Annotated in this window: 24 protein-coding genes and 2 tRNA genes; 5 read left to right on the top strand and 21 right to left on the bottom strand. The window is 46.1% G+C overall.

From position 1 onward, the window contains the following. Positions 1 to 2: 2 nt before the first annotated feature. The 21 genes from Q0386_RS06945 to Q0386_RS07045 form a co-directional block, all read right to left on the bottom strand. On the bottom strand, positions 3 to 1097 hold the full coding sequence (locus Q0386_RS06945; protein ID WP_299028994.1) for an ATP-binding protein: 1095 nt from the start codon (positions 1095 to 1097) through the stop codon (positions 3 to 5). Further along, on the bottom strand, positions 1072 to 2082 hold the full coding sequence (locus tag Q0386_RS06950; protein WP_299028997.1) for a bifunctional 3,4-dihydroxy-2-butanone 4-phosphate synthase/GTP cyclohydrolase II: 1011 nt from the start codon (positions 2080 to 2082) through the stop codon (positions 1072 to 1074). The genes Q0386_RS06945 and Q0386_RS06950 overlap by 26 nt, the downstream gene beginning before the upstream one ends. A gap of 678 nt (positions 2083 to 2760) precedes the next feature. Further along, a complete protein-coding gene (locus tag Q0386_RS06955) occupies positions 2761 to 3204 on the bottom strand; it encodes a helicase IV (RefSeq protein ID WP_299029000.1) in 444 nt (147 codons plus the stop codon). 62 nt (positions 3205 to 3266) lie between these two features. Further along, positions 3267 to 3341 (bottom strand) — tRNA-Met (locus Q0386_RS06960). 12 nt (positions 3342 to 3353) lie between these two features. Next, positions 3354 to 3428, bottom strand: a tRNA-Gln gene (locus Q0386_RS06965). Between the two features lie 75 nt (positions 3429 to 3503). Further along, the gene (locus Q0386_RS06970; protein WP_299029003.1) at positions 3504 to 4193 is read right to left on the bottom strand and encodes an MOSC domain-containing protein; all 690 of its coding nucleotides are present in this window, start codon (positions 4191 to 4193) and stop codon (positions 3504 to 3506) included. Positions 4194 to 4200: 7 nt separating this feature from the next. Continuing rightward, the gene (locus tag Q0386_RS06975; protein ID WP_299029006.1) at positions 4201 to 4887 is read right to left on the bottom strand and encodes a DUF4230 domain-containing protein; all 687 of its coding nucleotides are present in this window, start codon (positions 4885 to 4887) and stop codon (positions 4201 to 4203) included. A 217-nt stretch (positions 4888 to 5104) separates the two neighbouring features. After that, positions 5105 to 6316 (bottom strand): threonine ammonia-lyase, encoded by a 1212-nt coding sequence (gene ilvA / locus Q0386_RS06980; protein ID WP_298946727.1) that lies wholly within the window; start codon positions 6314 to 6316, stop codon positions 5105 to 5107. A 104-nt stretch (positions 6317 to 6420) separates the two neighbouring features. After that, positions 6421 to 6873 (bottom strand): CoA-binding protein, encoded by a 453-nt coding sequence (locus Q0386_RS06985; protein WP_299029009.1) that lies wholly within the window; start codon positions 6871 to 6873, stop codon positions 6421 to 6423. Next, a complete protein-coding gene (gene trmA, locus Q0386_RS06990; RefSeq protein WP_299029012.1) occupies positions 6866 to 7987 on the bottom strand; it encodes a tRNA (uridine(54)-C5)-methyltransferase TrmA in 1122 nt (373 codons plus the stop codon). Before trmA ends, Q0386_RS06985 begins: the two co-directional genes overlap by 8 nt. Positions 7988 to 7989: 2 nt before the next feature. Then, the gene (locus Q0386_RS06995; RefSeq protein ID WP_299029015.1) at positions 7990 to 9684 is read right to left on the bottom strand and encodes a Na+/H+ antiporter NhaC family protein; all 1695 of its coding nucleotides are present in this window, start codon (positions 9682 to 9684) and stop codon (positions 7990 to 7992) included. Between the two features lie 455 nt (positions 9685 to 10139). Continuing rightward, entirely contained in the window at positions 10140 to 10886 is a 747-nt protein-coding gene (locus Q0386_RS07000) for an SDR family NAD(P)-dependent oxidoreductase (protein ID WP_299029018.1), read from the bottom strand. Positions 10887 to 10896: 10 nt separating this feature from the next. After that, positions 10897 to 12108 carry an ankyrin repeat domain-containing protein gene (locus tag Q0386_RS07005; protein WP_299029021.1) on the bottom strand — a complete coding sequence of 404 codons (1212 nt, stop codon included), beginning with the start codon at positions 12106 to 12108 and terminating at the stop codon, positions 10897 to 10899. Between the two features lie 63 nt (positions 12109 to 12171). Next, positions 12172 to 12669 carry an HIT domain-containing protein gene (locus tag Q0386_RS07010; protein WP_299029024.1) on the bottom strand — a complete coding sequence of 166 codons (498 nt, stop codon included), beginning with the start codon at positions 12667 to 12669 and terminating at the stop codon, positions 12172 to 12174. 1 nt (position 12670) lies between these two features. Continuing rightward, positions 12671 to 13456 carry an indole-3-glycerol phosphate synthase TrpC gene (gene trpC, locus Q0386_RS07015; protein ID WP_299029027.1) on the bottom strand — a complete coding sequence of 262 codons (786 nt, stop codon included), beginning with the start codon at positions 13454 to 13456 and terminating at the stop codon, positions 12671 to 12673. Next, entirely contained in the window at positions 13453 to 14718 is a 1266-nt protein-coding gene (locus Q0386_RS07020; RefSeq protein WP_299029030.1) for a hypothetical protein, read from the bottom strand. The genes trpC and Q0386_RS07020 overlap by 4 nt, the downstream gene beginning before the upstream one ends. Next, the gene (locus Q0386_RS07025; RefSeq protein WP_299029033.1) at positions 14694 to 15071 is read right to left on the bottom strand and encodes a YkgJ family cysteine cluster protein; all 378 of its coding nucleotides are present in this window, start codon (positions 15069 to 15071) and stop codon (positions 14694 to 14696) included. The genes Q0386_RS07020 and Q0386_RS07025 overlap by 25 nt, the downstream gene beginning before the upstream one ends. Continuing rightward, on the bottom strand, positions 15068 to 15763 hold the full coding sequence (locus Q0386_RS07030) for a methyltransferase (protein WP_299029036.1): 696 nt from the start codon (positions 15761 to 15763) through the stop codon (positions 15068 to 15070). The genes Q0386_RS07025 and Q0386_RS07030 overlap by 4 nt, the downstream gene beginning before the upstream one ends. Next, positions 15760 to 17742 carry a vesicular transport factor Uso1p gene (locus tag Q0386_RS07035; RefSeq protein ID WP_299029039.1) on the bottom strand — a complete coding sequence of 661 codons (1983 nt, stop codon included), beginning with the start codon at positions 17740 to 17742 and terminating at the stop codon, positions 15760 to 15762. Before Q0386_RS07035 ends, Q0386_RS07030 begins: the two co-directional genes overlap by 4 nt. Positions 17743 to 17744: 2 nt before the next feature. Beyond that, complete coding sequence (locus Q0386_RS07040) at positions 17745 to 18695, bottom strand: NAD(P)-binding domain-containing protein (RefSeq protein ID WP_298946708.1); 951 nt, start codon at positions 18693 to 18695, stop codon at positions 17745 to 17747. Positions 18696 to 18956: 261 nt separating this feature from the next. Further along, positions 18957 to 20294, bottom strand: coding sequence for a class II 3-deoxy-7-phosphoheptulonate synthase (locus Q0386_RS07045; RefSeq protein WP_299029042.1), 1338 nt, complete (start codon positions 20292 to 20294; stop codon positions 18957 to 18959). 163 nt (positions 20295 to 20457) lie between these two features. Between Q0386_RS07045 and rarD the strand changes: the two genes are divergently transcribed. The 5 genes from rarD to Q0386_RS07070 all read left to right on the top strand — a co-directional run. Next, positions 20458 to 21348: an EamA family transporter RarD gene (gene rarD, locus Q0386_RS07050; protein ID WP_299029044.1), complete on the top strand. Its 891-nt coding sequence runs from the start codon at positions 20458 to 20460 to the stop codon at positions 21346 to 21348. Between the two features lie 31 nt (positions 21349 to 21379). Continuing rightward, positions 21380 to 21838 (top strand): hypothetical protein, encoded by a 459-nt coding sequence (locus Q0386_RS07055; protein ID WP_299029046.1) that lies wholly within the window; start codon positions 21380 to 21382, stop codon positions 21836 to 21838. Positions 21839 to 21904: 66 nt separating this feature from the next. Further along, positions 21905 to 22837 carry an aspartate carbamoyltransferase catalytic subunit gene (locus tag Q0386_RS07060; RefSeq protein ID WP_299029048.1) on the top strand — a complete coding sequence of 311 codons (933 nt, stop codon included), beginning with the start codon at positions 21905 to 21907 and terminating at the stop codon, positions 22835 to 22837. Further along, positions 22834 to 24114: a dihydroorotase family protein gene (locus Q0386_RS07065; protein WP_299029050.1), complete on the top strand. Its 1281-nt coding sequence runs from the start codon at positions 22834 to 22836 to the stop codon at positions 24112 to 24114. Before Q0386_RS07060 ends, Q0386_RS07065 begins: the two co-directional genes overlap by 4 nt. 135 nt (positions 24115 to 24249) lie before the next feature. Continuing rightward, positions 24250 to 24464: hypothetical protein (locus Q0386_RS07070; RefSeq protein ID WP_299029053.1), on the top strand; the 215-nt coding region annotated here is incomplete at its 3' end.

Below are 24464 nucleotides of genomic sequence, written 5' to 3' on the forward strand. Positions count from 1 at the left end.
GTCTAAATTTCGCCCAAAAATAGCGTAAATTTAGTCGGATTTGCCGCGTTTTCAAGCTCCAGCGACCCGCCTAGCTTTTTTACGGCAAGCTCCCTAGCTACGTTTAGCCCTGTGCCGGTGCCCGTATTTTTCGTCGTAAAAAATAGCTCGAAAATTTTATCGCTATCTGCTTTTACCCCGCCGCCGTTATCGCTCACGCTCACGCTAAATAGCTCGCCGGCCCTCTTTAGCTCGATCAAAATTTGCGGCGTTTCGCATCCGCTATCAACCAGCACGTCCTTGGCGTTTGAGAGCAAAGAGAGCAGGATCTGCCTCACGTAGCTAGCGACGCTTTTAAGCTCGTATTTGCCGCCCTCGTGAGCAAATTTTAGCTCGATACCGTGAGAGTTTAGCTCTGGCCGCACTATCAAAATAAGCTCGTTTATGATATTAACGAGATCAAATTTCGCCGTCCCCTCGCCGCTTGAATAAAAATTTCTAAACGCCTTTATCGTTTCGTCCATGAGCCTTAGGCTCTTTTTGCAGGCTGCGATTTGAGCCGGTATGCGCTCAAATTCGCCCTCGCTCGCGCACTCCTCAATGTTATCTAGATACAGCCCCAGCGCGCTTAGAGGCTGGCGCTGCTGATGCGAGATGGAGTTTATCATCTCGCCTACCAGCGCGGTTTTGGCGTGAACCAGCACCGAGCGCCTTTGCTCAAGCTCCTTTTTTTCGAGCTCCTTTTCGTGCGTAACGTCGGTGACCGCGAGGATAAATCCGTCAAATTTCACCCCGCCCTCAAGCACGTTCGATACGTTTAGCCTGAAGCTTTTTTCGCCCTTTTTTACTATAAAATCGCTCGAGTTTAGCGGGCTATTTTTGAGATTTTCAAAGCTTTTTAGCTCGCCAAGTCCCTGCGCCACAACGATCATATCGTCAAATTTTGCCCCGTAAAAAATTTTTGGCGCCAGAGCAAAAATTCGCTCAAATTTTTTATTTATAAATTTTATGACGCCTTTTTTATCGGCGTATAAAAGCCCCAAATTTAGCGTCTTGGCAAAGGCCCTGGCGACCTCGCTAGGCCCGCTTGCGTTACTCTTTGTAGCCCGCGATGTCAAGTCCAAAGCCCTTTAACGCGACGAAATCTTTGTTTTTATTTGCGCTTAAAAGCTCGATACGGCTGACGCCTAGCTTGTGTAAAATTTGTGCCCCGATGCCGTAGTCCTTGACCTGTCCACCGCACTTCTCCTCGCCTTGTAAAAACACCGCGACGCCGCCGTTTTTAGCTAGATACTCGAGCGAATCTCGCAAGTCGTCAAATTTATCCGAGCACAGTAGCTCTACGTCGCTTGAAATTTGATGAAATTTGACCGCGGTTTTGTCTTTTATCTCGCCAAAAACAAAGGCATAGTGACGCTCGCCTTTGTGATCTAGGATCTCGCATTTTAGGGCGTCAAAGCCCGCTATCTTAGCCGTGCTTTTTTCTTTTATCTCGATTAGGCTTTCGTGTTTTAGGCGGTACTGCACGAGCTCGGAGACCGAGACCATATTTAGCCCAAATTTCTCGCAAAACGCCTCTAGATCTGGTCTGCGGGCCATATTTCCGTCCTCTTTTACGATCTCGCAGATGACGGCTGCTTGCGTTAGGCCGGCAAGCTTGCATAGATCGACCGAGCCTTCGGTGTGTCCGGTGCGGCTTAGTACGCCGCCTTTTTTAGCGATGAGCGGGAAAATATGTCCCGGGCGCACGAAGTCCTGCGGCTTTGACATCGGATCGGCCGCTAGGCGGATCGTGACGTCGCGCTCGTATGCGCTCACGCCCGTGGTCGTATTTTTGGCGTCTATGGTGACGGTAAACGCCGTCTCGTGGCAGGATGTGTTTTTATCCACCATCAAATTTAGATCAAGACGACGCGCGATCTCCTCGTTTAGCGCGAGACACAGCACGCCTTTTGCGTGAGTGATGGCGAAATTTACCTTTTGCGTGTCGCTAAACGTCGCCGCAAATACCAGATCGCCCTCGTTTTCGCGATCCTCATCGTCGACCATTACGACCATTTTGCCGTTTTTGATGTCGTTTATGGCCTGTTCTACTCTATCCATTGTTATTCCTTGTTTAAAAATTTGGGGTAATTATACATTTTTAGCTTTGAATTTAGGCTTTTGCGCGGGCTTTGCTTGAGATTTTACGGACTTTTTGCCGCGTCTAACTGTGACGCAAACGGACTTTAGTTAAATTTAAACGAAGCGACCAGGCTTGTAAGTTTTTGTTTAATTTTTACGGATTTATCAAATTTGACCGATTTTGGGCATAACCCGCATCTTGAAAATGCTAAAGGTTAAATTTGGCGATGTAGTAATATGAGCGAGGCAAATTTACAAGAATCGTTATTTTGGTTAAATTTGCCAAACCTTAAAATGGTGCGCGATACGATTTGGGTTGTTTTTCATCGCGGCAACCAAATTTAATCAAACTCGCCGCCGACTGCGTACCATTTTGGGGCAAATTTGCCGACCTTAAAAGCATAAACGATCGCCTAGCGTTACGCGAGCGGTAAATCTTTTTAACAACCATATCCTCATACCCCTGCTCAAACGGCTTTATCGCTCGCGCACTACGATCGGCAACTTCAGCTCTTATACCTTACTAATATCTATTTTTTAAATGACTGCAAACGCCTTTATTCTAATTTGGTAAATTTTGTATACGCCGAATTTAACGGTCATTTTCTTGCGTTTTGTATTTGCGACAAAGACGGGAACGTTTAAATTTGACAAATTTTACTGTTTTGGTTTGATCTGATATTTCACGCCGAGTCTTGCAAATTCTTTAGCGAAAAACACGTTTAGATCGCGCAGGCTATCGTCGTTCATTTGGATGAGTTTTAGGCGGTTTTTCTTGTAAATTTTGATTTTTTTACTTTTTCTTTTTAGATACTGCGGCGTCTCAAGTCCCCAAAATTCGATATAAATTTCGCTTTGCTTCAGGTAAAAATCACTAATAACGCGTTCTTTGGTCGGCACCTTTTTCTCGTAGATAAACTCTATACCGCGGTAAAATAGCCAATTTGCCACGATGAGCTCGGCACGGCTTTTTACCGTATCGCCGCTATCACTTTTATATCTAGTTTGCTTGATTTTTTGCTTTTTAAATAGCTTTAAAGCCAGCAAAACGATTACGATCAGCAGCAAAACGATTAAAATTTGAGATACGTCAAAGCTCATAAATAATTTTCTTTAATTCAAAATTTGATTTTTTGGGGTAAGTGAAGGGTAAATTTTAGATTTGGTTGCGGAGGACGGACTTGAACCGCCGACCTTCGGGTTATGAGCCCGACGAGCTACCACTGCTCTACTCCGCGATGAAATTTGAGTGGATGGGGTAAGAGGATTCGAACCTCTGGATGATTGGACCAAAACCAATTGCCTTACCGCTTGGCGATACCCCAGCCTGTAAAAAGAAATGTGATTATATATATTTTTACCTTATTTGTCAAGCTTTTTGGCAAATTTTCGCCGTTTTTTCAAAGTTTTTCCATAAAAGCCGTGCTATACGAGCCATTTAAGCGCCTATTTATATCGTCCTGCCAGCTAGCAGGTAGCGCTTCAAGAGCTCTAAATTTAGGCAACAAATCCAAATTTTCACTCGGATTAAAAAATAGTTTATTTATCTGCATCACGCTTAGAGCATTTTCGTTTTTTTGCAGGATCTCTATCTCGCAGCCGGCCTTGCATGACCCGTTTTCAAGCACTTTGTAGTACCAGCCGGTTAATCCCGTAGCAAAAATCTCTTTAGCCAAATTTGCATTTCCCCAGCGTTTTGCGAGCTTAAAACACGGTTTTCGCGGCTGGGTTACTTGTAGCACCAGCGAGCCGATTTTATGCACGTCGCCAACGTTTACACTAGTTTCATCCAGCCCGCTAACGGTTAAATTTTCGCCCATCGCGCCTAACGGCAAATTTTTAAGCCCAAGATAAGCTTCCCACGCGGGATAGTTTTCTAGCGAGTTTGCAAACACGGCTTTGTTTACGCCGCCGTGATGCTTAGCGTCGGCTACCTCGTCGCCCTCAAAACCAAGCTCGTTCGCGTAGATTTCGTCCGTTTGCGCATTTTTAAATATCGCCGAGCGCCACGCCTTGCCCAGCTCGCCCGTGGCCGCCGCGTTGCCGTACTGTCTTGCTTTACCTATCAAAAGCGCTTTTACGAATGCCATCTTGCCCTCATGCCACGTTTTGCAGATTTAGCCGAACCTGCTCGCCCTCGTCGTTAAACTCAAATCTCACCGCCCTAGCCCCGAAGCTCTTTGCGATCGCCTCTAGCGTATCGCGCGCGGATTTGTGGATCTTGGACTGGAGCTGATTTATCAGGCGTACGGACATCTTTTCGACCTCGGCGCGCGCCTCCTCTATGAGCCTGTTTTTATCCTCCTCGCTAAAGCTGCTACCGAAAAATCCATTTAGCGAATCAGGCAGCAAAAACGGGATAAATTTGCCGTTTTTCTCGTCGTAAAATTTCATATTCGCGATCGAAAATTTGTATTTGCAAGGCGGCATCTTGATGAGATACTCCTCGCTCGCGACGTTTACGATCTCTAGGCGCGGGCTCGTTAGGTCGTAGATGAAATTTATCTCAAACTCAAATATCATCGAGAGCTTTTTCTCGCTCACCAGCCAGCGCAGATACTCCTTGCCAAAGCTGCCAAATGCGTGGTCGGTTTTGGTCACGATCTCTTTGCTATAGACCTGAAAAACGGATAGCTCGCCGATGGATTTTAGCTGCGATATCTCGGTGCTAATCTGCGTCATCGCAGGCTTTTGCGCGGTTTTTAAGGCTTTATTAAATCTAAAAATCGTAAATACGCAAACCGCTAGCAAAATCGTTAAAATAAGGCTTGTAACATCTATCATCTTTGCTCCTTTAAAAGGCGATTTTAGCGAAATTCGTTAAAATAATCGTTAAATTTGAGTTTTGGGTTGTTTTGTATCGATATAAATTTAAATTTACGGCGCAGTTTGGCAAAACCCGCACCTTTGAGATACGGGTTTTAAATTTGACGCAAATTTGAGGCAAATTTAACGCCAAGCCCAAATTTGATAGCTAAATTTGGGCTCAAATTTAAACAGCTTAAAACACCTGAATAAATTTAAAATCATGCTCTCTAAGCACTTTTTTGATGAGTTCTTGGTGGTCTTCGCCCTTGGTTTCTAGCGTGATCGTGATATTAGCGTCGCCGTACTCCAGACTCGTGGAGAAGCGGTCGTAGTCGATTTTTACGATGTTGGCATTAGCGATCTTTAGGCTATCGGTTAGGCTCATGAGCGCGCCTGGTTTATCTATCAGCGTGATTTGCAGCGCCATTTTGCGGTGGGATTTGATGAGGCCTTTTTCAATGATGACGTTTAGCATCTGCACGTCGATGTTTCCGCCGCTTAGCACGATGCCGATACGCTCGCCGGCTTTAAATTTGACCTTGTTATGCAAGATACTAGCCACCCCGACCGCGCCCGCGCCCTCGACCACGATCTTTTGCGTCTCAAGCAGGAACAAAATCGCATTTGCGATCTCCTCGTCATCGACCTGCACGAACTCGTCCACGCACTCTAGGATATTTGCCAGAGTCGTCTCGCTCGCGTCTCGAACCGCGATACCATCGGCGATCGTGCGAACTGTTTTTGAGTTTATGCTCTTTTTAGCGCCAAAGCTGTTAAACATAGCAGGCGCACCCTTTGCGCTCACGGCGACCACGCGGATGTCGGGGTTTACCTGTTTTACGCAGCTTGATATGCCGCTGATTAGCCCGCCGCCGCCCACCGGTACGATGATGGTCTCAAGCTCGGCCAGATCGTCAAGCATCTCTAGCCCCACCGTGCCCTGCCCAGCCATCACGTACTCGTCGTCAAATGGATGAATAAAGCTCATGCCCTGCTGCTTGGCGTACTCAACGGCGTAGGCGTAGGCCTCGTCGAAGTTATCGCCCTTTAGGATGACTTCGGCGCCTAGATCTTTTGTGCCTAGCACCTTTAAAAGCGGCGTAGACTCAGGCATCACGATGGTGGCAGGCGTCTTAAACTCGCGCGCTGAAATAGCTACGCCTTGGGCGTGATTGCCCGCACTTGCTGCGACGACGCCTTTTTTACGCTCCTGTGCGCTTAAATTTGCGATTTTATTATACGCGCCACGGATCTTATACGCGCCCGTGCGCTGGAGATTTTCCTCTTTTAGGTAGATGAGCGCGCCGCTTGCGAGGCTTAGCTTTGCGCTGTAGGCAAACGGCGTCTTGTACACAAAGCCGCTTATCGTGCGCTTGGCTTGGATTATTTTATTTAGAGAGATCATTTTAGCCTTTCGTTTTTTGTTTGAATTTTACTTTTCATCGCTTTTTGCTTGCGCGTTTATTTACCGTATTTTTGCTTACGTTTTCTTTATTTTCGTTTTTACATTTACTTTTTGCCGCGGGCCGCTAAATTTACAGTGCAAGCTTCGTCGTCAAATTTAGCCCAGTTAAGCCTTTGTAGCTCGATTTTTATACACCTATCCTGCACGAAATTTATCCCGTTTTCGCGCGCGACCGCTCCTGCGGCATCGTTTGTTATACCAAGCTGCAACCACAGCGTTTTTACGCCCTTTTTGACGGCGTCCTTTACTAGCTCGCTCGCAAACTCGCCTTTTCTAAACATCACGGCGATGTCGATATCTTGATCTATTTGGGTCAAATTTCGATAAACCTTACGCCCTAAAATTTCATCAAATTTTGGGTAGACGGGAAATACGTTAAAACCGCTCTCGATTAGAAATTTCGCCACCTCGTTGCTAGGCTTGCCCTCATCTGGACTAAGGCCCACGACCGCGATATTTTTAGCGGAGGATAAAATTTGCCTTAGATCGCTAGGCATTTTTACTCCTTAAAAGTACGCCGCACTCGATGTGAGCTGTGTTTGCAAACTGATCGAAGACGGCAAATTTAACCGCCTCATGCGTTAGAGCAAGTTGCGCTAGATCGCGTTTTAGACTCTGCGGCGAACAGGAGATATAGATGATATTTTCGTAGTTTTTAATGAAATTTATCACGCTCTCATCAAGCCCCGCGCGCGGCGGATCAACCAAAACGTGCGAGAAGTCATAGCTAAAGATATCAAGCTCTCTTAGGCGGTTAAACTCGCGCTCGCGCCCAAACGCGTTCATCAGCTCCTCGGCGCTCATTCGCAAAAATTTGATGTTATCTACGCCGTTTAGTTCGCAGTTTTTGAGCGCATTTGCGATTGAGCTTTTCGATATCTCGGTCGCCAAAACGCGCTTAAATTTTTCCGCCATCGGGACGGTAAAGTTTCCGTGTCCGCAGTAAAGCTCGAGCAGATCTGCGCCGCGCTCTACACAGCTCTTCGCCCACGCGATCATCTTTTCGTTTACGGCAGTGTTTGGCTGGATAAAAGCTCCGTCGCCGAATGTAAATTTATAAATTTTACCGCCGATGTTTAGGCTGTCCTCTAAATTTAGTTCATTACTTAGCAGCTTTTGCCCCTTTGCCCTCGCAGCTATCGTTACGCTCAGATCGGCAAATTTGCGCACTAGGCTCTCTATCTCGCTCTGCTCGGCTTGGCATAGACGCTTATGATAGAGCAGCGTCGCCAGTATCCCGCTCGCGCACGAGATAAACTCGGCGCCAAAGAGTCTCTCTTTTAAAATTTGATTTTTCGCAAGCGCTTCGAGCAAACGCGGCATCAAATTTGCGATAGGAGCGGCTACTTTCGGGCACTCGTCTATAAAAATACGCTTGGCTTTAGCGCCGTACATCGTGTATCTTAGCTCCTCGCCGTCGCGCCAAACCCCAAATTCCGCCCTAGTGCGGTAAGCGGCACTCTGCGAGGCGAAAAACTCAAATTCGCCGTTATAAAACGGTTCAAATTCGCGCCTTATGAACTCGGTTTTAAATTTAACCTGTTCCTCGTAAGGCATATCAAGGGTGCAGCTACCGCACTCTCCTAAAAATTTGCAAAACTTATCGGGCAAATTTAAACCCTTTGCCCGACGAATCTAACAACCAAAGCCGTCACCAAAAGCCCCAAAGGAAGCACTATCCAGATGCTTAGGCCAAGTGCGGTCGGGAAGTATCCCGCAAAAATGCTGATCGCGCAAACTGCAAGCGCATAAGGCATCTGCGTCTGGACGTGATCGATGTGGTTACACCCAGCACCCATAGACGAGAGTATCGTAGTATCCGAGATCGGAGAGCAGTGATCGCCAAATATCGCGCCCGTTAGAACGGCTGAGATATTTACTATCATATAAGCGTGCAAGGCGTCGCCCTCTAGTCCGCTGTGCATGCCGACCGCGCTAGCTAGCGGTATCGCAAGCGGCATCAAAATGCCCATCGTGCCGTAGCTGGTGCCGGTAGAAAAGCTGATAAACGAACCCAGCATAAAAATCGCCGCCGGAAGGACGATCTTTGGCGTAGACTGCGAAAGCAGATCGACTAGATAGCGAGACGTGCCAAGTTCCTTGATCACCGAGCTAAGCGACCACGCAAGAAGCAGGATGATGATCGTGGTTATCATGGTTTTCCAGCCCTTGCCCCATGTCTCTATCGCCTCGCGAACGGTCAAAATTTTTCTATAAACAGCCATAAATATCGCCACCACCGTAGCTAATAAAGCAGACTGAAATAGCGCCACGGACGCATCGGCAGCGCCAAAAGTAGCTTGGAAGGTGTGGAACGTAAGCGGATGAGCCTTCGCGCTCTCAAGAACCTCGCCCTCAAGAGCACCCAGACCGCTAAAATAAAAGCTAACAAACGCGCCCAAAATAAGCACCAAAAGCGGAATAACGGCGTTTGAGCTTTGTAGTTTTATGTTTTCTTTAGGCTCTAGCGTTTTATCCTCGACGTCCTCTATCATAGCTCCGCCCCGTCTAGGGTGCAGTTCGCCCGCTCTAGCTCTGCGCTCGGCTTTTAGCATACCGGCGAATTCGCGCCCCATAAATGCGGTGCAGACGATGAAAAACAGCATGAAAAGGTTGTAAAATCTATAAGGCATCGTCTCGACGAATATACTAAAGGCGTTTACGTTCGTTATGCCGATGAGCTCGTAGCCTTGTTTGATCAGAGAGATCTCAAGTCCGACCCAAGTCGAGATGACGGCTAGGCCCGCTATCGGAGCGGCGGTAGCGTCGATGATAAAGGCTAGCTTTTCGCGAGAGACTTTAAATTTGTCCGTTATCGGGCGCATGATCGGGCCCACGATGAGGGAGTTCGCGTAGTCGTCGAAAAAGACGAAAAGTCCCATCACCCAGGTTGAAATTTGAGCCGAAACGCCTGTTTTAGCCTTTTTGCTCAGCCATATCGCCACGGCTTTGGTTCCGCCCATTTTGGTGATGAGCGCGACCACGCCGCCGATACAAAGCACCTGAAGCACGATGCCCGCGTTCCAGCTATCGGCCAGCGAGCCCACGACCCTTTTTACGATGTCAGTAAAGCCCTTTACGAAGGTCATCGGGATGCTAGAATCGATGACGTTTATGAGAAATGTACCGCTAAAAACGCCGATAAACAGCGACAAAACGACGTCTTTGGTGATAAACGCCAAAACTATCGCCACCACGGGCGGTATGAGCGTCCAAAAGCCGAAAATTTCGGCATTTTTTTTCGCTACTTCGGGATCTACGGCTAACGCCAAGATCGGCAAAAGCGACAAAAATAAAATCTTTTTCATCAAAAACTCCTTTTTGCTTTTCGTCGGTTTAATCAAATTTTCCGCACCGTGTGCGGTCGGTCGGTATTTAAGGCATAAATTTAGCTAAATGCGGCTTAAATTTTTGTTTTAAATTCGCTTAGAATTCAAAATTTTTAGCTCTTTATTAAAAATTTATGTTAAAAATGAGTCTCTTGTGGAAATTTTGTTTAAAACGGCGCTCGGCGGCAAATTTTAAATTTCCTCGTAGTTTAGATTTTTACAGGAATTTTAGACTCTGGCTTGTTGGTCGAATTTTGTATTTAAAGCGCAGAGCGTCATTTGTATAAAAAGGTAAATTTACGATATCTGCTTCAAACCGCACAGGTTTAAAACGCTATTAAGTTTGCCGCTTGAAATTTAATACTAGGCATCAAATTTCGGGTTAAATTTGATAAAAGAGTCAAATTTAACCCGAATCCGCAAACGGCAAAAGCCTACTTTTTCTCGATAAAAAGCCCAGCCCAAGTCTGCTGCGTCGCCATCGCCTCGACGACGTTGATGTTTACGCGGTGAGGCATATTTAGGCAGTTTAGCACTATCTGCGCGATATCATCGGCGGTGATGTACTCCACGCCCTCGTAAACCGCATCGGCTTTAGCCTTATCGCCGCCAAAACGAACCTCGCTAAACTCGGTCTTGCAGATACCGGGAGCTATCTCTGTCACGCGGATGCCGGTACCGCGGATGTCGTTGCGCAGATTTCTACTAAACTGCTTTACAAACGCCTTGCTCGCACCGTAAACGTGACTGCCCGGATACGGCCATGCGCCAGCGGTCGAGCCTAGATTAAAGATATAGCCGCTCTTTCGCGCGATCATGAGCGGCAAAACGGCCTTGGTCGAGTATAAAAAGCCTTTGATGTTGGTATCAACCATCGTCTCAAAGTCCTCGATACTAGTTTGCGCTACGCCTTCAAGTCCCAGCGCTAGGCCTGCGTTATTTACGAGCACTTCGATATCGCAAAACTCCTGCGGTAAATTTGCCACGCCGTCAAAAACCGCCTTTTTATCGCGGATATCGGCGACGATGATGTGAGTGTTTCCAAGCTCCTTTGCCAGAGCTTCGAGCCTTTCCTTGCGGCGAGCCAGTGCTACGATCTTGTAGCCTTCGCGGCTGAGCGTCCTAGCTATCGCCTCGCCAAAACCCGACGTAGCGCCAGTAATAAAAGCCGTTCCTTTCATATCTTTCTCCTTATTCGGTGATCAAATTTGACTCAAGCCCCATCGCCCTTAGATACTGCGCGTTGATCTCTTTTTTGCCGATAATCGCGTAGTCTAGGGCGTTTAGTCCGTTATCATCCACCGCCTGCACTTCCGCGCCGTTATCTACCAAAAGCTGCAATATCTCCACATCTGCCGCCCCTGCCGCGCTCATCAGCACGCTTTTTGACGCCCCGTCAAAGTCGCAGAGCTTTACGAAACTTGGCAACTGAACGCTCAAATTTGCGCTATATGCAAGCTTGGTGCTCATGTCTATCAGCCTTTTGTTTACTAGAGCTCCGTTTTCGAGGAGAAATTTAACCAAATTTATGTCATTTAGCTGCACGGCATTAAAAAGCGGAGTGACGCCGAGCAAATTTGCATAGTTTACGTCCGCTCCACTAGAAACCAGGAGCTTTACGTTATTTAAATTTTTAAGCGCGAAAAACAGCGAACTCTCAAATCCGTAGTTTAAATTTACGCCCGCGTGCAAGAATTCCTTTATGATGTCCTCGCTTTTTTCGTAAAGAAGCGCGGCATTAAAAGCGTTTTGAAGCGAGGCTTGCGAAACGGCGCCAGAATATATCGCCTCATTTATGCCGTATTTTGTAAAAGTCGGGTCGCTAACCTTTCTCGCAAACTCGTCCATATCGCCGTTTTGCAAAGTCGCGGCGGCAAATTTTAAAAACTCGTTTGCGACCTTCGAAGCGTAATAAATCGCGCTGCCTTCGTCTATTTTGAAATTTGATTTGTAGTAGTTTACCAGCGGCCCCAAGACGGCGTTGTAGTCTTTGTTAAAGTCCTTAAAAACCGTGAAGTTACTTAAACTTTGATGTCCCCAGTAGCGAAGCCTGGCTCTATTTTGCGCTACGAGTTTTTCGTATTCATCGGGATTTTCTAGCTCTTTGGCGTAAATTTCGGGCGCATAGGAGGCTTTTAAAATCTTAAATTTAAACTCGTTTAAATTTTTGGTTGCTAAATTCCCAACGCAAGCAAGACTTTCGGCGCGGATCTTTTGAGCGGCTGAGAGTAAAATTTGAACCTCTTTTAGCCCCAGGATAGAGTCATTACAGTTTGGCTCAAATTCTCCCGAAAAGGTTAAATTTTGCGAGAAAAATCGCTGCTTCTCAGTCAAAGCATCATCGCAGCTAAAGCCTGCAAAAACAAAAGAAAACGATAAAAATATCGGCAAAATAAATCTCATCGTATGCCTTAATATCTTTTAATTTTGATAATTCTACCAAAAAATAATTTGGTAAAAATAAATTTACCGCTCATTAAAGCAAACATTAGCAAATGCGGCTTTTAGCTTCTCGTAAAGCGGAGTAAAAGGCACGCCGTTTACGCGTACTTCGGCGATGGAGGTGATGAAATTCGTATCGCCGCTCCAGCGTGGCACTAGATGATAGTGCACATGCTCTGCGATGCCCGCGCCCCCTGCTTTGCCAAGATTCATCCCGATATTTACACCAGCCGCGTTTAGCTCGCGTTTTAAAATTTTCACGCCCTCGCGCACGTAGGCGCTCATCTCCGACCACGTCTGCTCGTCTAGGCTTTCGATATTATCGGTATGTACATAAGGTATCACCATAAAGTGTCCAGGCGTATACGGGTAGAGATTCATAATCCCAAAACACCGCTTTGCGCGAAACAAAACGCCCGTCTCGACGTCTTTTTCTGGGTGATTTACGACGTTGCAAAAGACGCAACCCTGCTCCTTTTTACTAAAATATTCGCTCCTCCACGGCGCGCAAATGTGCTCCATATCAGCCCTCCTTTACGGTTTTTACGGCTTTTGCCAAGTCCTCTTGCCTCATAAAATGCTCGCCTATCAAAAATGCGTCGGCTCCTTGAGCATGAAGCTCTTTTAGCTGTGAATGCTCGTAGATACCGCTTTCAGCGACGATTACGCTTGCGTTTTTGATTTCAGAAAACAGCTTCTCGCAAAGACTCATATCCATCTCAAACGTGCTTAAATTTCGGTGATTTACGCCGACTATCTTTGCGCATGCGAAATTTGACTTTTCTACGTCCTCTTCGTCGTGCGTCTCGACCAAGGCCTCAAGCCCCAAAGAGCGCGCGTAATCAAGCAACCGTTTTAGCTCATCGGCGCCAAGAGCCTTTGCGATAAGTAGTATAAAATCGGCTCCGTAAACGAGCGCTTCTAAAATTTGATACTCGTCTACGATAAAATCCTTGCGAAGTAGCGGCAGCGAGCTTTCGCGTCTGATGGCCGCCAAGTACTCCAAATTTCCTTTAAAAAAATGCGGCTCGGTTAGAACCGAGATAGCGTTTGCGCCGCCTTTTTCGTACTCTTTTGCTATCTCTACGGGCGCAAAATTTGGCCTTATCAGCCCTTTGCTAGGGCTTGCCTTTTTGACCTCGGCGATGATGCGATACGGCTCGTCTGCGCTGCTTTTTAGCGCCTTTGCCGCGTCTTTTATCTCGCGCAGATTTTTCACAGCGAGCTCTTGTAGTTTTTCAAAAGGCGTTTGCGATTTTCGCAGCGCCAAGTCCTCTTTAGTTCGTTCAATTATCTGATCTAGTATCATTTTTTACCCTTTTTTAGGCACTCTTTGATAGAGTTTATATGCTCTTTGCCTTCGGGCGAATTTACAAATTCCTCGTCGTGCAGGACTTGCCGCATTATCTCGTCAGCCTTTTTGCACTCGCCTAGCTTATAGTATCCCCACGCTAGCGAGTCTAGATAAAACACCGAACCCGGCTCTAGCTCGAGGGCTCTATTTACTAGCTCTATGCCCTTTTTCGCGTCTATATCGTGATCTATGAGTAGGTAGCCGTAGTAGTTTAGATATAGTGCATTATTTAGCTTTACGGCTGATTTTTCAAAGTTGGCGATCACTTGTTTTAGGCTATCTTTATCTATCTTTTTGGTTTGTTTATCCGTATCTCTTTCGTACTGATATATCGCCATTTTGGCTTGATATTCGAGATTAAAGTTCTTATCAAATGCCTCCTGCGCCTTTTTATACGCCTTAGCAAAATCCCCCGTCGCAGCGTAAAGATCCATCAAAGCATCGTCGTTGTAGGAGTATTTTTGCAAAAATTTGATCGCCGCGTCGTAGTTTTTTTGAAAAACATAGACGCCGAGCGCTTTTTCGAGATAGATTTTTTCTTTCGTCGCTTCAAAAAGACTCTCGTAAACATCGATCATATCGGAGTAGCGGCCGTCCTGCGCGTAGATATCCACTAGCGCCGTGCAGGTCTCTACCTCGCAGCCGTCGATACGGCGCGAGCTCTCCAGGTGCCTGATTGCCTCTTTTTTGTCGTTCATTTTGTTATATAAAAGATCGACTATGCGTAGCAAATTTTCCACGCTCCTATCTAGCTCATACGCGCGCTCGAGCTCGCCTAGAGCGGCTTTGTTGTCGTTTTGCATAGAGTAGACGGCAGAGAGCATGACGTGGTTTTTAGAGACGTCCTCTTTTTGGACGAGCTCTTTCATTATCCTTGCGGCTTCGTCGAGTTTATTTTCGCTCATCAAATTTGCGCCCTGTATGCGAAGCACGTCCACGTCGTCTTTTAGTACCTTTTGGCTGAGCGCTAAAATGCTTTTAAAATTTACGTTTTTAGAAAAAAACGCGAGCCTGAGCGCCTCTTTTAGATAGTCCGTGTTTTTAGTTTTTTCGTAAAGCTGCTCGTAAAGCTCGGTCGCCTCGTCGTGATTAGCGTTTTCAACCGCCAAAAGCGCCTTGATAACGTACAAATTCTCGTCAAAACCGTCTTTGGCGGTAGCAAAACAAACAAGCAAGGCCGCCAATATAAATTTTAAAATCGCCTTATTCCCGCGCATTCTTTCTCCAATTCATTGATTTTATCCTTAAAATAGTCCCAAAACGGAAAGGTGCGGCACTGGCTCGGTCGAAAGTCGTAAACCGAGCAGTTTTTTGCCGTTTCGTCAAAAAAAACGCACGCAAATCCGCCCTCATAGGGCTTTTCTTTGAGGCTAAATTTGTATCCGAATTTATCTAAAAATCGCGATCTAAACTCATCCTCGCTTATTTTTAAATATTCCGCCAGTGCCGAGATTTCCGCGGAGCTTATCCATATATAGCCGCTCTCGCCAGTGCAGCATTTACCGCCGCACAGCTCGCACTTGCTAGCGTCAAATTCATAACCAAAACCGCTTTGTCTTAGCAAACTCACTCCACAGCGTCCTTGCTTTGCGTATTTGCCGTAGCGAAAATTTCGGCTGCCTTTTTACTATAAACGCCGCCTTCAAAAACGAAAATCGGCGGTAAAATTTGAGTCAAGGATTTTGAGCTTTTTTTGGCCTCGATTAGTACCAAATTTGCCGCGCCGTCCGCTTTTGGATGCACGAAGCAAAGCCTAGTAAGCGTAAATTTAAATTCGCTCAAACAAAGCAAAATTTCAGATATACGCTTAGCGTCGTAGCAAAAGCTAAAAACTCCGCGCGGCTTTAGCAGCGAATTTGCGCTACCCACAAGCTCGCTAAGCGGCAAATTTTCGCTATATCTAGCGGTGCGAAGGTGCTCGTTTTCGCTTTTCTTCACGCCGTCGTGGTAAAAGGGCGGGTTTGAGACGATAAGATCATATCTTTTTTCGCTCTTAAATTTAGCAAAATCAGCCGATATAAACTCGGCTTCAAGTCCATTTTGGCTAGCGTTTGCGGCGGCTAAATTTACGTTAGCTTCTAAAATATCAAGCAAACTGAGTGAAATTTTGGGAAAATCGCGCTTTAAAAGCAGCCCTAAAACCCCGCTACCGCAGCCAACCTCTAGCACCTCGCCGCACACTCCACCCTCACGGATAAAGTCATACAAAAACATCGTGTCACTATTGTAGCGGTAGCCGTTTTTGGGCTGAGTGATTATCATCTATATACCTTGATGATAAATCCTTGCTTATCTTGAGACGTTATAATGTCGTTACTGTACGATATGCGGGAAAAGTCACCGAATTCATCTTTTATCATCTCGCCGGCCACCTTGGCGCGCTCTTTGCCGATACCAAAATTTGCGTATGAATCGATCTTTTCAAGCTCGTCTTGCGGGATCACTTTTGCCGCTTTTGACGTGGCGATAAAGTTACCGCGGCTCACTATCGGCGTGATCTCGAAATAATAATTTGAATTATAACTCTGCAAAAAGTCGCTTACCTTGTTTTTGCAAACTTGCGTCGGCCTGTCTGAGCCCGCGCTCATATCCGAGCACTCGACCGAGGCGATGAAAACAACTTTTTTAGGAACTTCGGCTCTAAAATTTAGCTGGATTATCTTTTTTAGATTTTCATTTTCGCTCATCAGCTCTTCATTTTTGGTTAGTATCTGCGCCACTTCACCCTTTGCGATGTTTTTTTGCGTACTTGTTTTAGCTAAATTTTCCTTCGTGTCGCTTAGATCTTTAGCTCCGTCTTGTATCTGTTTTCTTAGAGTCGCGAGCTCTGCGTCTTTATGCGTCAAAAGCTCATTTAGAGCGTCTAGTTGCTCTTTATTTTCCTTGGCTGTTTTGATGTCGTTTTCAACTAAAGTCGTGATTTTGTTATTTAAAATTTTATAGTTTTGGATATTTTTTTTACCAGCGGCGATCTCGTCCGCTAGCAGTTCTTTTTGGATATTTAGCGACTCGTTTAGCTCTGTAACCTTAGCTTCCGCACTTTGCAGTGAGCTATCTTTTTGCGAAATTTGATCTTCCAACTCGTAGATTTTAGCCTTTAGTTCGGATACGTTTCGCTCGGTCTCTTGGCGCTCATTTTCGAGCTGATTTTTTAGCTTTTCAAGCTCGGTTTTATATATAGCCTCGTTTTGTTCAATCTCTTTTTCAAATCCTTGTTTTTCTTTCTCGAGCTTTGCGACCAACTCTTTATTCGTCGCGTTTAGCTCATCATTTATCGCTTTTAGCTTAGCTTTTGACTCGGCTTTTTTATTTGCGTTTTCAAGGCTCGCTTCAAGCTCACTTATTTTTTTCTTGTCCGCGTCTTGTTCTTTTTCTAGGGCGGCGATCCTATTTTTAGATAAATTTTGAGCATTTAGAGCCTGAGCGTTGTATTCGCTAGTGATCCTTTTTATCTCGCTATCTTTTAGGCCTAGCTCGTTTGCGAGCCTAGCATTTTCGCTCTTTAGTTTTGCGGCCTCCTCGGTCGCCGTTCTTAGTTCGCTTTCAAATTTAGCTCTAGCAGAAGTCGCTTCATTTTTTAGCTCGTCGTTTTGAGCCTCCAACCTTTTTAGTGCATTTTGGCTCTCGTTTTGCGTTTTAGCACTTGATTTGTCAAATTCGCTCTGCCTTTTTTCAAGCTCGGCTTTTAGAGTTTTGATCTCGCTACGAAGCGAAGTCAAATTTTGCTCTAAATTTTTATTTTTTTCGTTTTCTTCTTGCGCTTTGGCTAGTTTTTTATTTAGCTCATCAATCGCGCTTAGACGCTGCTTGTCGTTAGCGCTAGCGGCTTGTTTTCGTCTGGTTTCCAGCTCGGCTTGTTGATCGCTTAAAAGATTTGAGATTTCTAGATTTTTACTCACTAGATCGACGTTATCGTCATAGAGTAGCTTATTTTGAGCGCGCAGGACGCGGATTTGCTCTTTTAGCTCGTCCTCGTCGCCTAAAATAGGCGCGTCCGTATAGTTCGCGTCTAAATTTTTAGCATATTTTTCCTGCGGCAAAGCTTGACTTAGGATAGCCGAATTTGTCTCGCCCGTACCGCCTACGCTCTCGTTTTTAGGCGCTTCTTCGACGTTCATTATCTGCACGGCGAGTTCCGTAGGCTTTGTAGACGGTTTCGTAAACTCGAAATACAAATAATACCCGCCAAGCGTGAGTAAACAACCGCAGATAAAAAATAAAACTAAATTTAACGCTCTCAACTCTATTTTTCCTTGATGTCTTGGATTACCTTATGCGCATGATTTAACGCGAGCACGATCGAGCCGCCGTTTTTTAGCACGATGTCGCCGCCGATATATAGGCCGGGCACGCTGCTTTCATAGTGCTCGTTTACGACAGGATCTTTGTCTGCGTCGAGCTCAACTCCGCATTTTTGTAGAAAATCCACCGGAGTCGAGCCGCCGATAGCGTAGACGACCCTGTCGTAGACTCTGATTTTTCCGTTTGAAAAGTGCACTCTAACGCGTCCTGATTCATTTTCGATCTCGGCGATATCGTGATTTAATCGCACTTTTAGCTTATTTGCTTTTTCTAGTTCCCACAGCGCCGTTACGTTTACGTCGTTTACGCGGCTAAATTTATCCTTACGGTACGCCAGCGTAGTTTTGTTGTATTGGCATAGCTCGATGGCGTACTCTACGGCCGAGTTACCGCCGCCTACTACGAGGACTTTTTCGCCGCTAGAACAGGAGTTTAGGTTAAAATTTATAACATTATTTAGCGAAGGTGGGATCTTGTAGTCCGGTTTATTCGGGCGTCCCATTTTACCGATACTTATCATCACGTTTTTGGCTTGATAGTCGCCCTTTGCGGTGTGCACGAAAAACAAACCGTCCTTTTTCTTTACGCTTTCGACCTCGGAGTTAAACACGGCCTCGATCTTTTCCTCGTCTAGCAGCTTATCGAAATAATCAAGCGTGCTCTCCTTTGTACCGTCCTCAAAGGATACGATGCCGTGGATGGTGCTGTCTTGACCTTTATACTCTTTATCCACGCGCTTATTGTCTTTGTAAAATTTTCTTATAGTTTGGCTGTGGTTGTCGCCCTTTTCGAGAAGCAAAACTTTTTTTAATCCATTGGCTCTCGCCTCTACGACGGTCGCGATGCCGCAAGGGCCGCCGCCTATCACGATAATGTCGTAAACATCGCTCATTGATTCTCTCCGATTTGATAATTTTTCATTAATGTAGCGAAAATTGGATTAAATTTTAAGAAATTCGCGAAATTTGGGGTAAATTTAATTTAAAAAAGACAAAAACGGTCAAATTTGAAAGACAAAAGGCGGGCGTGAGTAAATTTGACTCGTTTTAATTCCGTAAATTTACGAGCCAAATTTGAACCTCGCCAAATTTTGATAAATTTAATGCGTCAAATTTAAAGGACGCAAATTTCATCAAATTTACGCCCGATAAAGCTAAATTTTCTTTAAAAACTCTGCGATTAAAAACGCGAGTTCTAGCGACTGATCGGCGTTTAGGCGCGGATCGCACTGCGTTTCGTATCTGTGCGCGAGATCATCCTCGTTTAGTTTAAACGACCCGCCCGTACACTCGGTCACGTCCTGACCCGTCATCTCTAGATGCACGCCGCCCGCATGCGTGCCTTCTGCTCTATGTATTTCAAAAAAGCTCTGCACTTCGGCTAGGATCTTGTCAAATTCGCGCGTTTTGTAGCCGTTTGCGGCTTTTATCGTATTGCCGTGCATCGGATCGATGCTGTAGACGATATTTAGCCCTTCGCGTTTTACTTCACGTAGGATTTTAGGCAGCCGCTCGCCGATTTTATCCGCGCCCATTCTGATTATTACGTTTAGTCTACCGGCTTCGTTTTGCGGATTTAACGCATTTGCGAGCGCGATGACGTCCTGCGCGGTGGCGTTTGGTCCGATCTTTACGCCTAGAGGATTGTGCACGCCGCTTAGAAAATGCACGTGAGCGTCGTTTACGCCGCGCGTGCGCTCGCCGATCCAGAGCATATGCGCCGAGCAGTCGTACCAGTCGCCAGTGAGGCTATCCTCTCTCGTTAGAGCCTCCTCGTACGGCAGCAAAAGCGCCTCGTGCGAGGTGTAGACCTTGGTTTCGCTAAGGGCAGGAGTATTTGAGGCATTTATACCGCAAGCGCCCATAAATGCTAGTGTTTGGCTCAGCTGCCTAGCTAGCTCGCCGTATTTGGCGTCAAGCTCGGGCTTTTTGATAAAGCCAAGATTCCAGCGATTTACCTCGTGCAGATCGGCTAAACCGCCGCGAGAAAAGGCGCGAAGCAGGTTCATCGTGGATGCGCTTTGATAGTATGCCTCGATCATGCGATTTGGATCGGGTATGCGAGCCTCGGTATTAAATTCAAAGCCGTTTATGATGTCGCCGCGGTAGCTTGGTAGCTTTACACCGCCTTGCTCCTCGTAGTCCGAGCTTCTAGGCTTAGCAAACTGACCCGCCACGCGCCCTACTTTTACGACGGGGCAGCGTCCGGCGAACGTCAAAACGATCGCCATTTGTAGCATCACTTTAAACATATCGCGGATATTTACGGCGTTGAAATTTGAAAAACTCTCCGCGCAGTCGCCGCCTTGGAGCAAAAACGCCTCGCCGTTACAAACTTTAGCCAAATCTTGTTTTAGGTTTCTAGCCTCGCCGGCAAAAACTAGCGGCGGCATCGTCTTTAGCTTATCCTCAGCCTTTTTTAGCAAGACCTCGTCTGGGTAGCTTGGCTGCTGCAAGATATTAAATTTTCTCCACGAATCTCTGCTCCACATCTTTAAACCTTTTTTAAAAATAACCCCGATTTTAGCTAAAAGAACTTTTATTACAGATAAAATTTCAAATTTTAGCCCCAAATTTGCCCTCGCTGCGCATTTTTGAGCCACATAAGCTTTGATTAACGACAAATAAATATAATTTCGCCAAAAAAGCGGAAAAATGCAAGACAAAAATCAAACCAAAATCGGCTTCATCTACGGCCTATCAGTCTTTGTGATCTGGGGCGTTTTTCCTATTTATTTCAAGCAACTCAGCGCGCTTTCGGCCACCGAGATAGTCGCTCACCGCATCCTTTGGTCGGTACTGCTTTTGTTTTTGCTACTCAAATTTGGCCGCAAACTAGGCGCTGCGAAGAAAATTCTAAGCGACAAAAAAACTACGTTTTGGCTATTTGTCACGGGTGTTCTCATCGCCGCAAACTGGTGGATCTACGTCTACGCCGTAAATATCGGTAAGATCGTGGAAACTAGCCTAGGATACTTCATAAATCCGCTCGTAAACATGCTTCTCGGAGTGCTGATTTTAAAAGAAAAGCTATCGCGCGCGGGCAAATTTGCCATCGCTATCGTCTTTGTTGCTATCGGCGTGCAAATTTACGACGCGGGCGGTCTGCCTATCATCTCTATCATTTTACCTATCACGTTTGGATTTTATTCGCTCATTAGAAAGCGCCTTAGCGTGCCATCTTTAGAGGGGCTTTTCGTCGAGACTGCGCTCATCGCTCCTATCGCGCTTGTCGCGCTATTTTTCGTAGCCGCTAGCGGGCAAAATCACTTTAGCTTTTCGTGGTTTGGGCTTTTGATCGCTCTTTGCGGGCCTGCGACCGTCGTGCCGCTTTTACTTTTTAACTCGGCGGCCACGAGGCTAAATTTGAGCACGATCGGCTATTTGCAGTACATCTCACCTTCGATGCAACTTTTGCTTGCCGTTTTTTACTACGGCGAGCAAGTTAGCGCGCTTAAGGCGCTGTCGTTTTTGCTGATCTGGAGCGCGCTGGCGGTGGTTAGCTTTAGCGCGATTTATAGTAAAAAAAGCAAAATTTCAGTATAACCGCAAATTTAAAATCTAAAAAAGGAAACCTATGTCATCTATCGCATTTTATGCCGTCATCTGCGTCATAGCCGCACTCGTGCTATACACGCAGATACAAAAAATAACGAGAAAGATCGATGAGAACGGTACTTTAGCAAACAACTCCCCCGAGGCCGCGCGTCAAATTTCGGTACAAAAGTACAAGGATTTTTGCGAGATAATAAACGGCGAGCTAAGAGAGCTAAAGATGAAAGCGCTCTACGACGATGCCCTAAAAAACGAGGATCTCAAAGAAAAGTTTTTAGAAAGCCTAAGCGAGATGAGCAAGAAGCTAACGTTTATCGAGACGATGAACACCGCTAGAAACCCAGACAAATGGGAAAGTGAGCTCTTTGAGGTGCTAAGCCGCCTAGACGATCTCGTCACGGAAAATTTCAAAGACGGCGAGCGCGCGGGCGACGAGATTAGACAGCGTCTGGGCGCGGAGTTTAGCAGGCTGCAAAATTAAATCTTAAGTAAAAACGGGGTAATATCGCTTTTTTGATTTAACTCTATCTTTCTAAGGAAAAAACGGATGAGCTATACCAAAAAAGACCTCGTAACCGCTACAAATTTAACCAAAGACGAAATTTACCATTTCCTAAATTTAGCCAAGGAGTTTAAGGCATTAAACAACTCCGAGACCAAAAAAGCCAAGTCGCTCTACGGCAAAACGACCGTAAACGCCTTTTTCGAAAACTCGACTAGGACGCGAACGAGCTTTGAAATCGCGGCTAAGCGCCTAGGAGCCGACGCTATAAATTTCACCGCCTCAAGCTCTAGTACCAAAAAGGGCGAAACGCTCATCGACACCGTCCATAACATCGTCGCGATGAAAACAGACATCGTAGTCGTGCGCCACTACAGCTCGGGCGCAGCTAAATTTATCGCTGAAAATACCGATGCTCACGTCGTAAACGCAGGCGACGGGTTAAACGAACACCCTAGCCAAGCGCTACTTGATCTCTTTACCATACTGGAAAATCGCGGCAGTCTAGAAAATCTCACGGTCGCCATCATCGGCGATATCTTTCACAGCCGCGTGGCGCGCTCAAACATCTACGTCCTAAAAACGCTCGGAGCTAAGGTTAAGCTCTTTGGCCCACCGATGTTTTTAACGGGTATGGAGGCTTTTGGCTGTCAAATTTGCTCCGATATGCGTGAGGCCGTCGAGGACTCGGACGTTATCATCATGCTGCGTATCCAGCTAGAGCGTCAGGATGACGAGATAGCATTTCCGTCCGTACGCGAATACTCCAAATTTTTCGGCCTAACCCAAGCCAAAATGCAATACGCCAAAGAAGGCGTCATGATCCTACACCCAGGCCCGATAAACCGCGGCGTCGAGATAAACTCCGACGTAGCCGACGATCCGCGCTACTCGCACGTGCTAAATCAGGTCGAAAACGGTGTCGCCGTCAGGATGGCGATCCTAGATACTCTCATAAAAAACAAAGGCACAAAATGAAAACTCTCATCAAAAATGGCACGATCGTAAATCATAACGGCTCACAAAAAGCAAACGTCCTGATAGAAGGCGACAAGATCTCTCTCATCACCGCGAGCGAACCGACGGCGGATAAGGTAATAGACGCTAGCGGCAAGCTCGTGATGCCGGGTCTCATCGATATGCACGTGCATTTTCGAGATCCCGGCCTTGAGTATAAAGACGATATAAGCACGGGCTCTGAAACCGCGGTCGCAGGCGGCGTAACCACCTGCTGCCCGATGGCAAATACAAATCCAGTAAACGACAACGCCGTCGTCACGCGCGATATGGTAGCTAAAGCTAGAGCCCGCGGTCTCATCGACCTGCTACCAATCGGCGCGATAACGAGCAAAATGGACGGCAAAAAGTGCGTAGAGATGGGCGATATGACTGAGGCTGGCGCAGTGGCGTTTAGCGACGACGGCCTGCCCGTAGCTAGCAGCGACGTGATGAGATACGCGCTTGAGTACTCAAAGCACTTCGGCAGCTTCGTCATCAACCACTCCCAGGACTGCTCGCTATGTCGCGGCGGCCATATGAACGAAGGCCGCGTCTCGGCGATACTAGGCATCAAGGGTATGCCGCGCGAGCAAGAAGAGATCATGGTTTCGCGCGATCTGCTACTAGCCAAGCTCACGGGCGGCCACATCCACATCGCGCACGTTAGCTCCGAGTGGTCGCTAAAGCTCATCGCGCAGGCTCGCGCAGCCGGCATAAACGTGACCTGCGAGGCGACTCCGCACCACTTTACCTATACCGAGGACGAGCTGCTAGGCTACGATACGAACTTTAAAATGTCGCCGCCGCTTCGCACGAAATCAGACGTAGAGGCGATCAGAGATGGCCTAAAAAGCGGTCTCATCGACGTCATCGTGACCGACCACGCCCCACACCATAACGACGAGAAATTTTTAGAATTCGACAAGGCGCCTTTTGGAATACTCGGCCTACAAACACTCGTGCCTATGACACTAGATCTAGTAAGAGACGGCGTGATAGACTACGAGAAAATGGCGGCTCTGACGTCTTATAATGCGGCTAAAATTTTAAAACTAAAAGACAAAGGCGTGATCGCGGAGGGCTATCTCGCCGACATCGCGATAATCGATCCGGGTTTTGAGTATCTCTACGACAAAAACCTAAATAAATCAAAATCCCAAAACTCCCCGCTACTAGGCAAAATGCTAAAAGGCGCAGCGGTAATCACGATAAAAAGCGGCAAAACGGTGTTTGAGTTTCCAAACATCGTGGCGTAGAATATTTAGATTTATTATGCTAAAATTATAAAAGGGTATGGAAAAATAATTTGGAATACGAATCGTATTCGATGGTAAGTCAATTACAATCTAATCCTATTTATTCCATATCCACTTTTATTTTTAGGTATATACTTGGACATAAGAAAACTAAATTCACTAGAAGCTATAGCAAAAAGTTTTAATGCCGATATTGGCTTTCTAGAATTTATGAAAGAGCCAGAAAACACAAAAACTCAAAGTGATTATTTTAAGCTACTAAAGCTAAAGAAAAAGAACAAAAAATTTTCAACAAGCTTTAGAGAAGTATTAAAAATTAATGAACCTTTTAATGTATTTTATAAAGAATT

Origin of the sequence: uncultured Campylobacter sp. (assembly GCF_938045625.1) — a bacterium.
Lineage (GTDB): Bacteria > Campylobacterota > Campylobacteria > Campylobacterales > Campylobacteraceae > Campylobacter_A.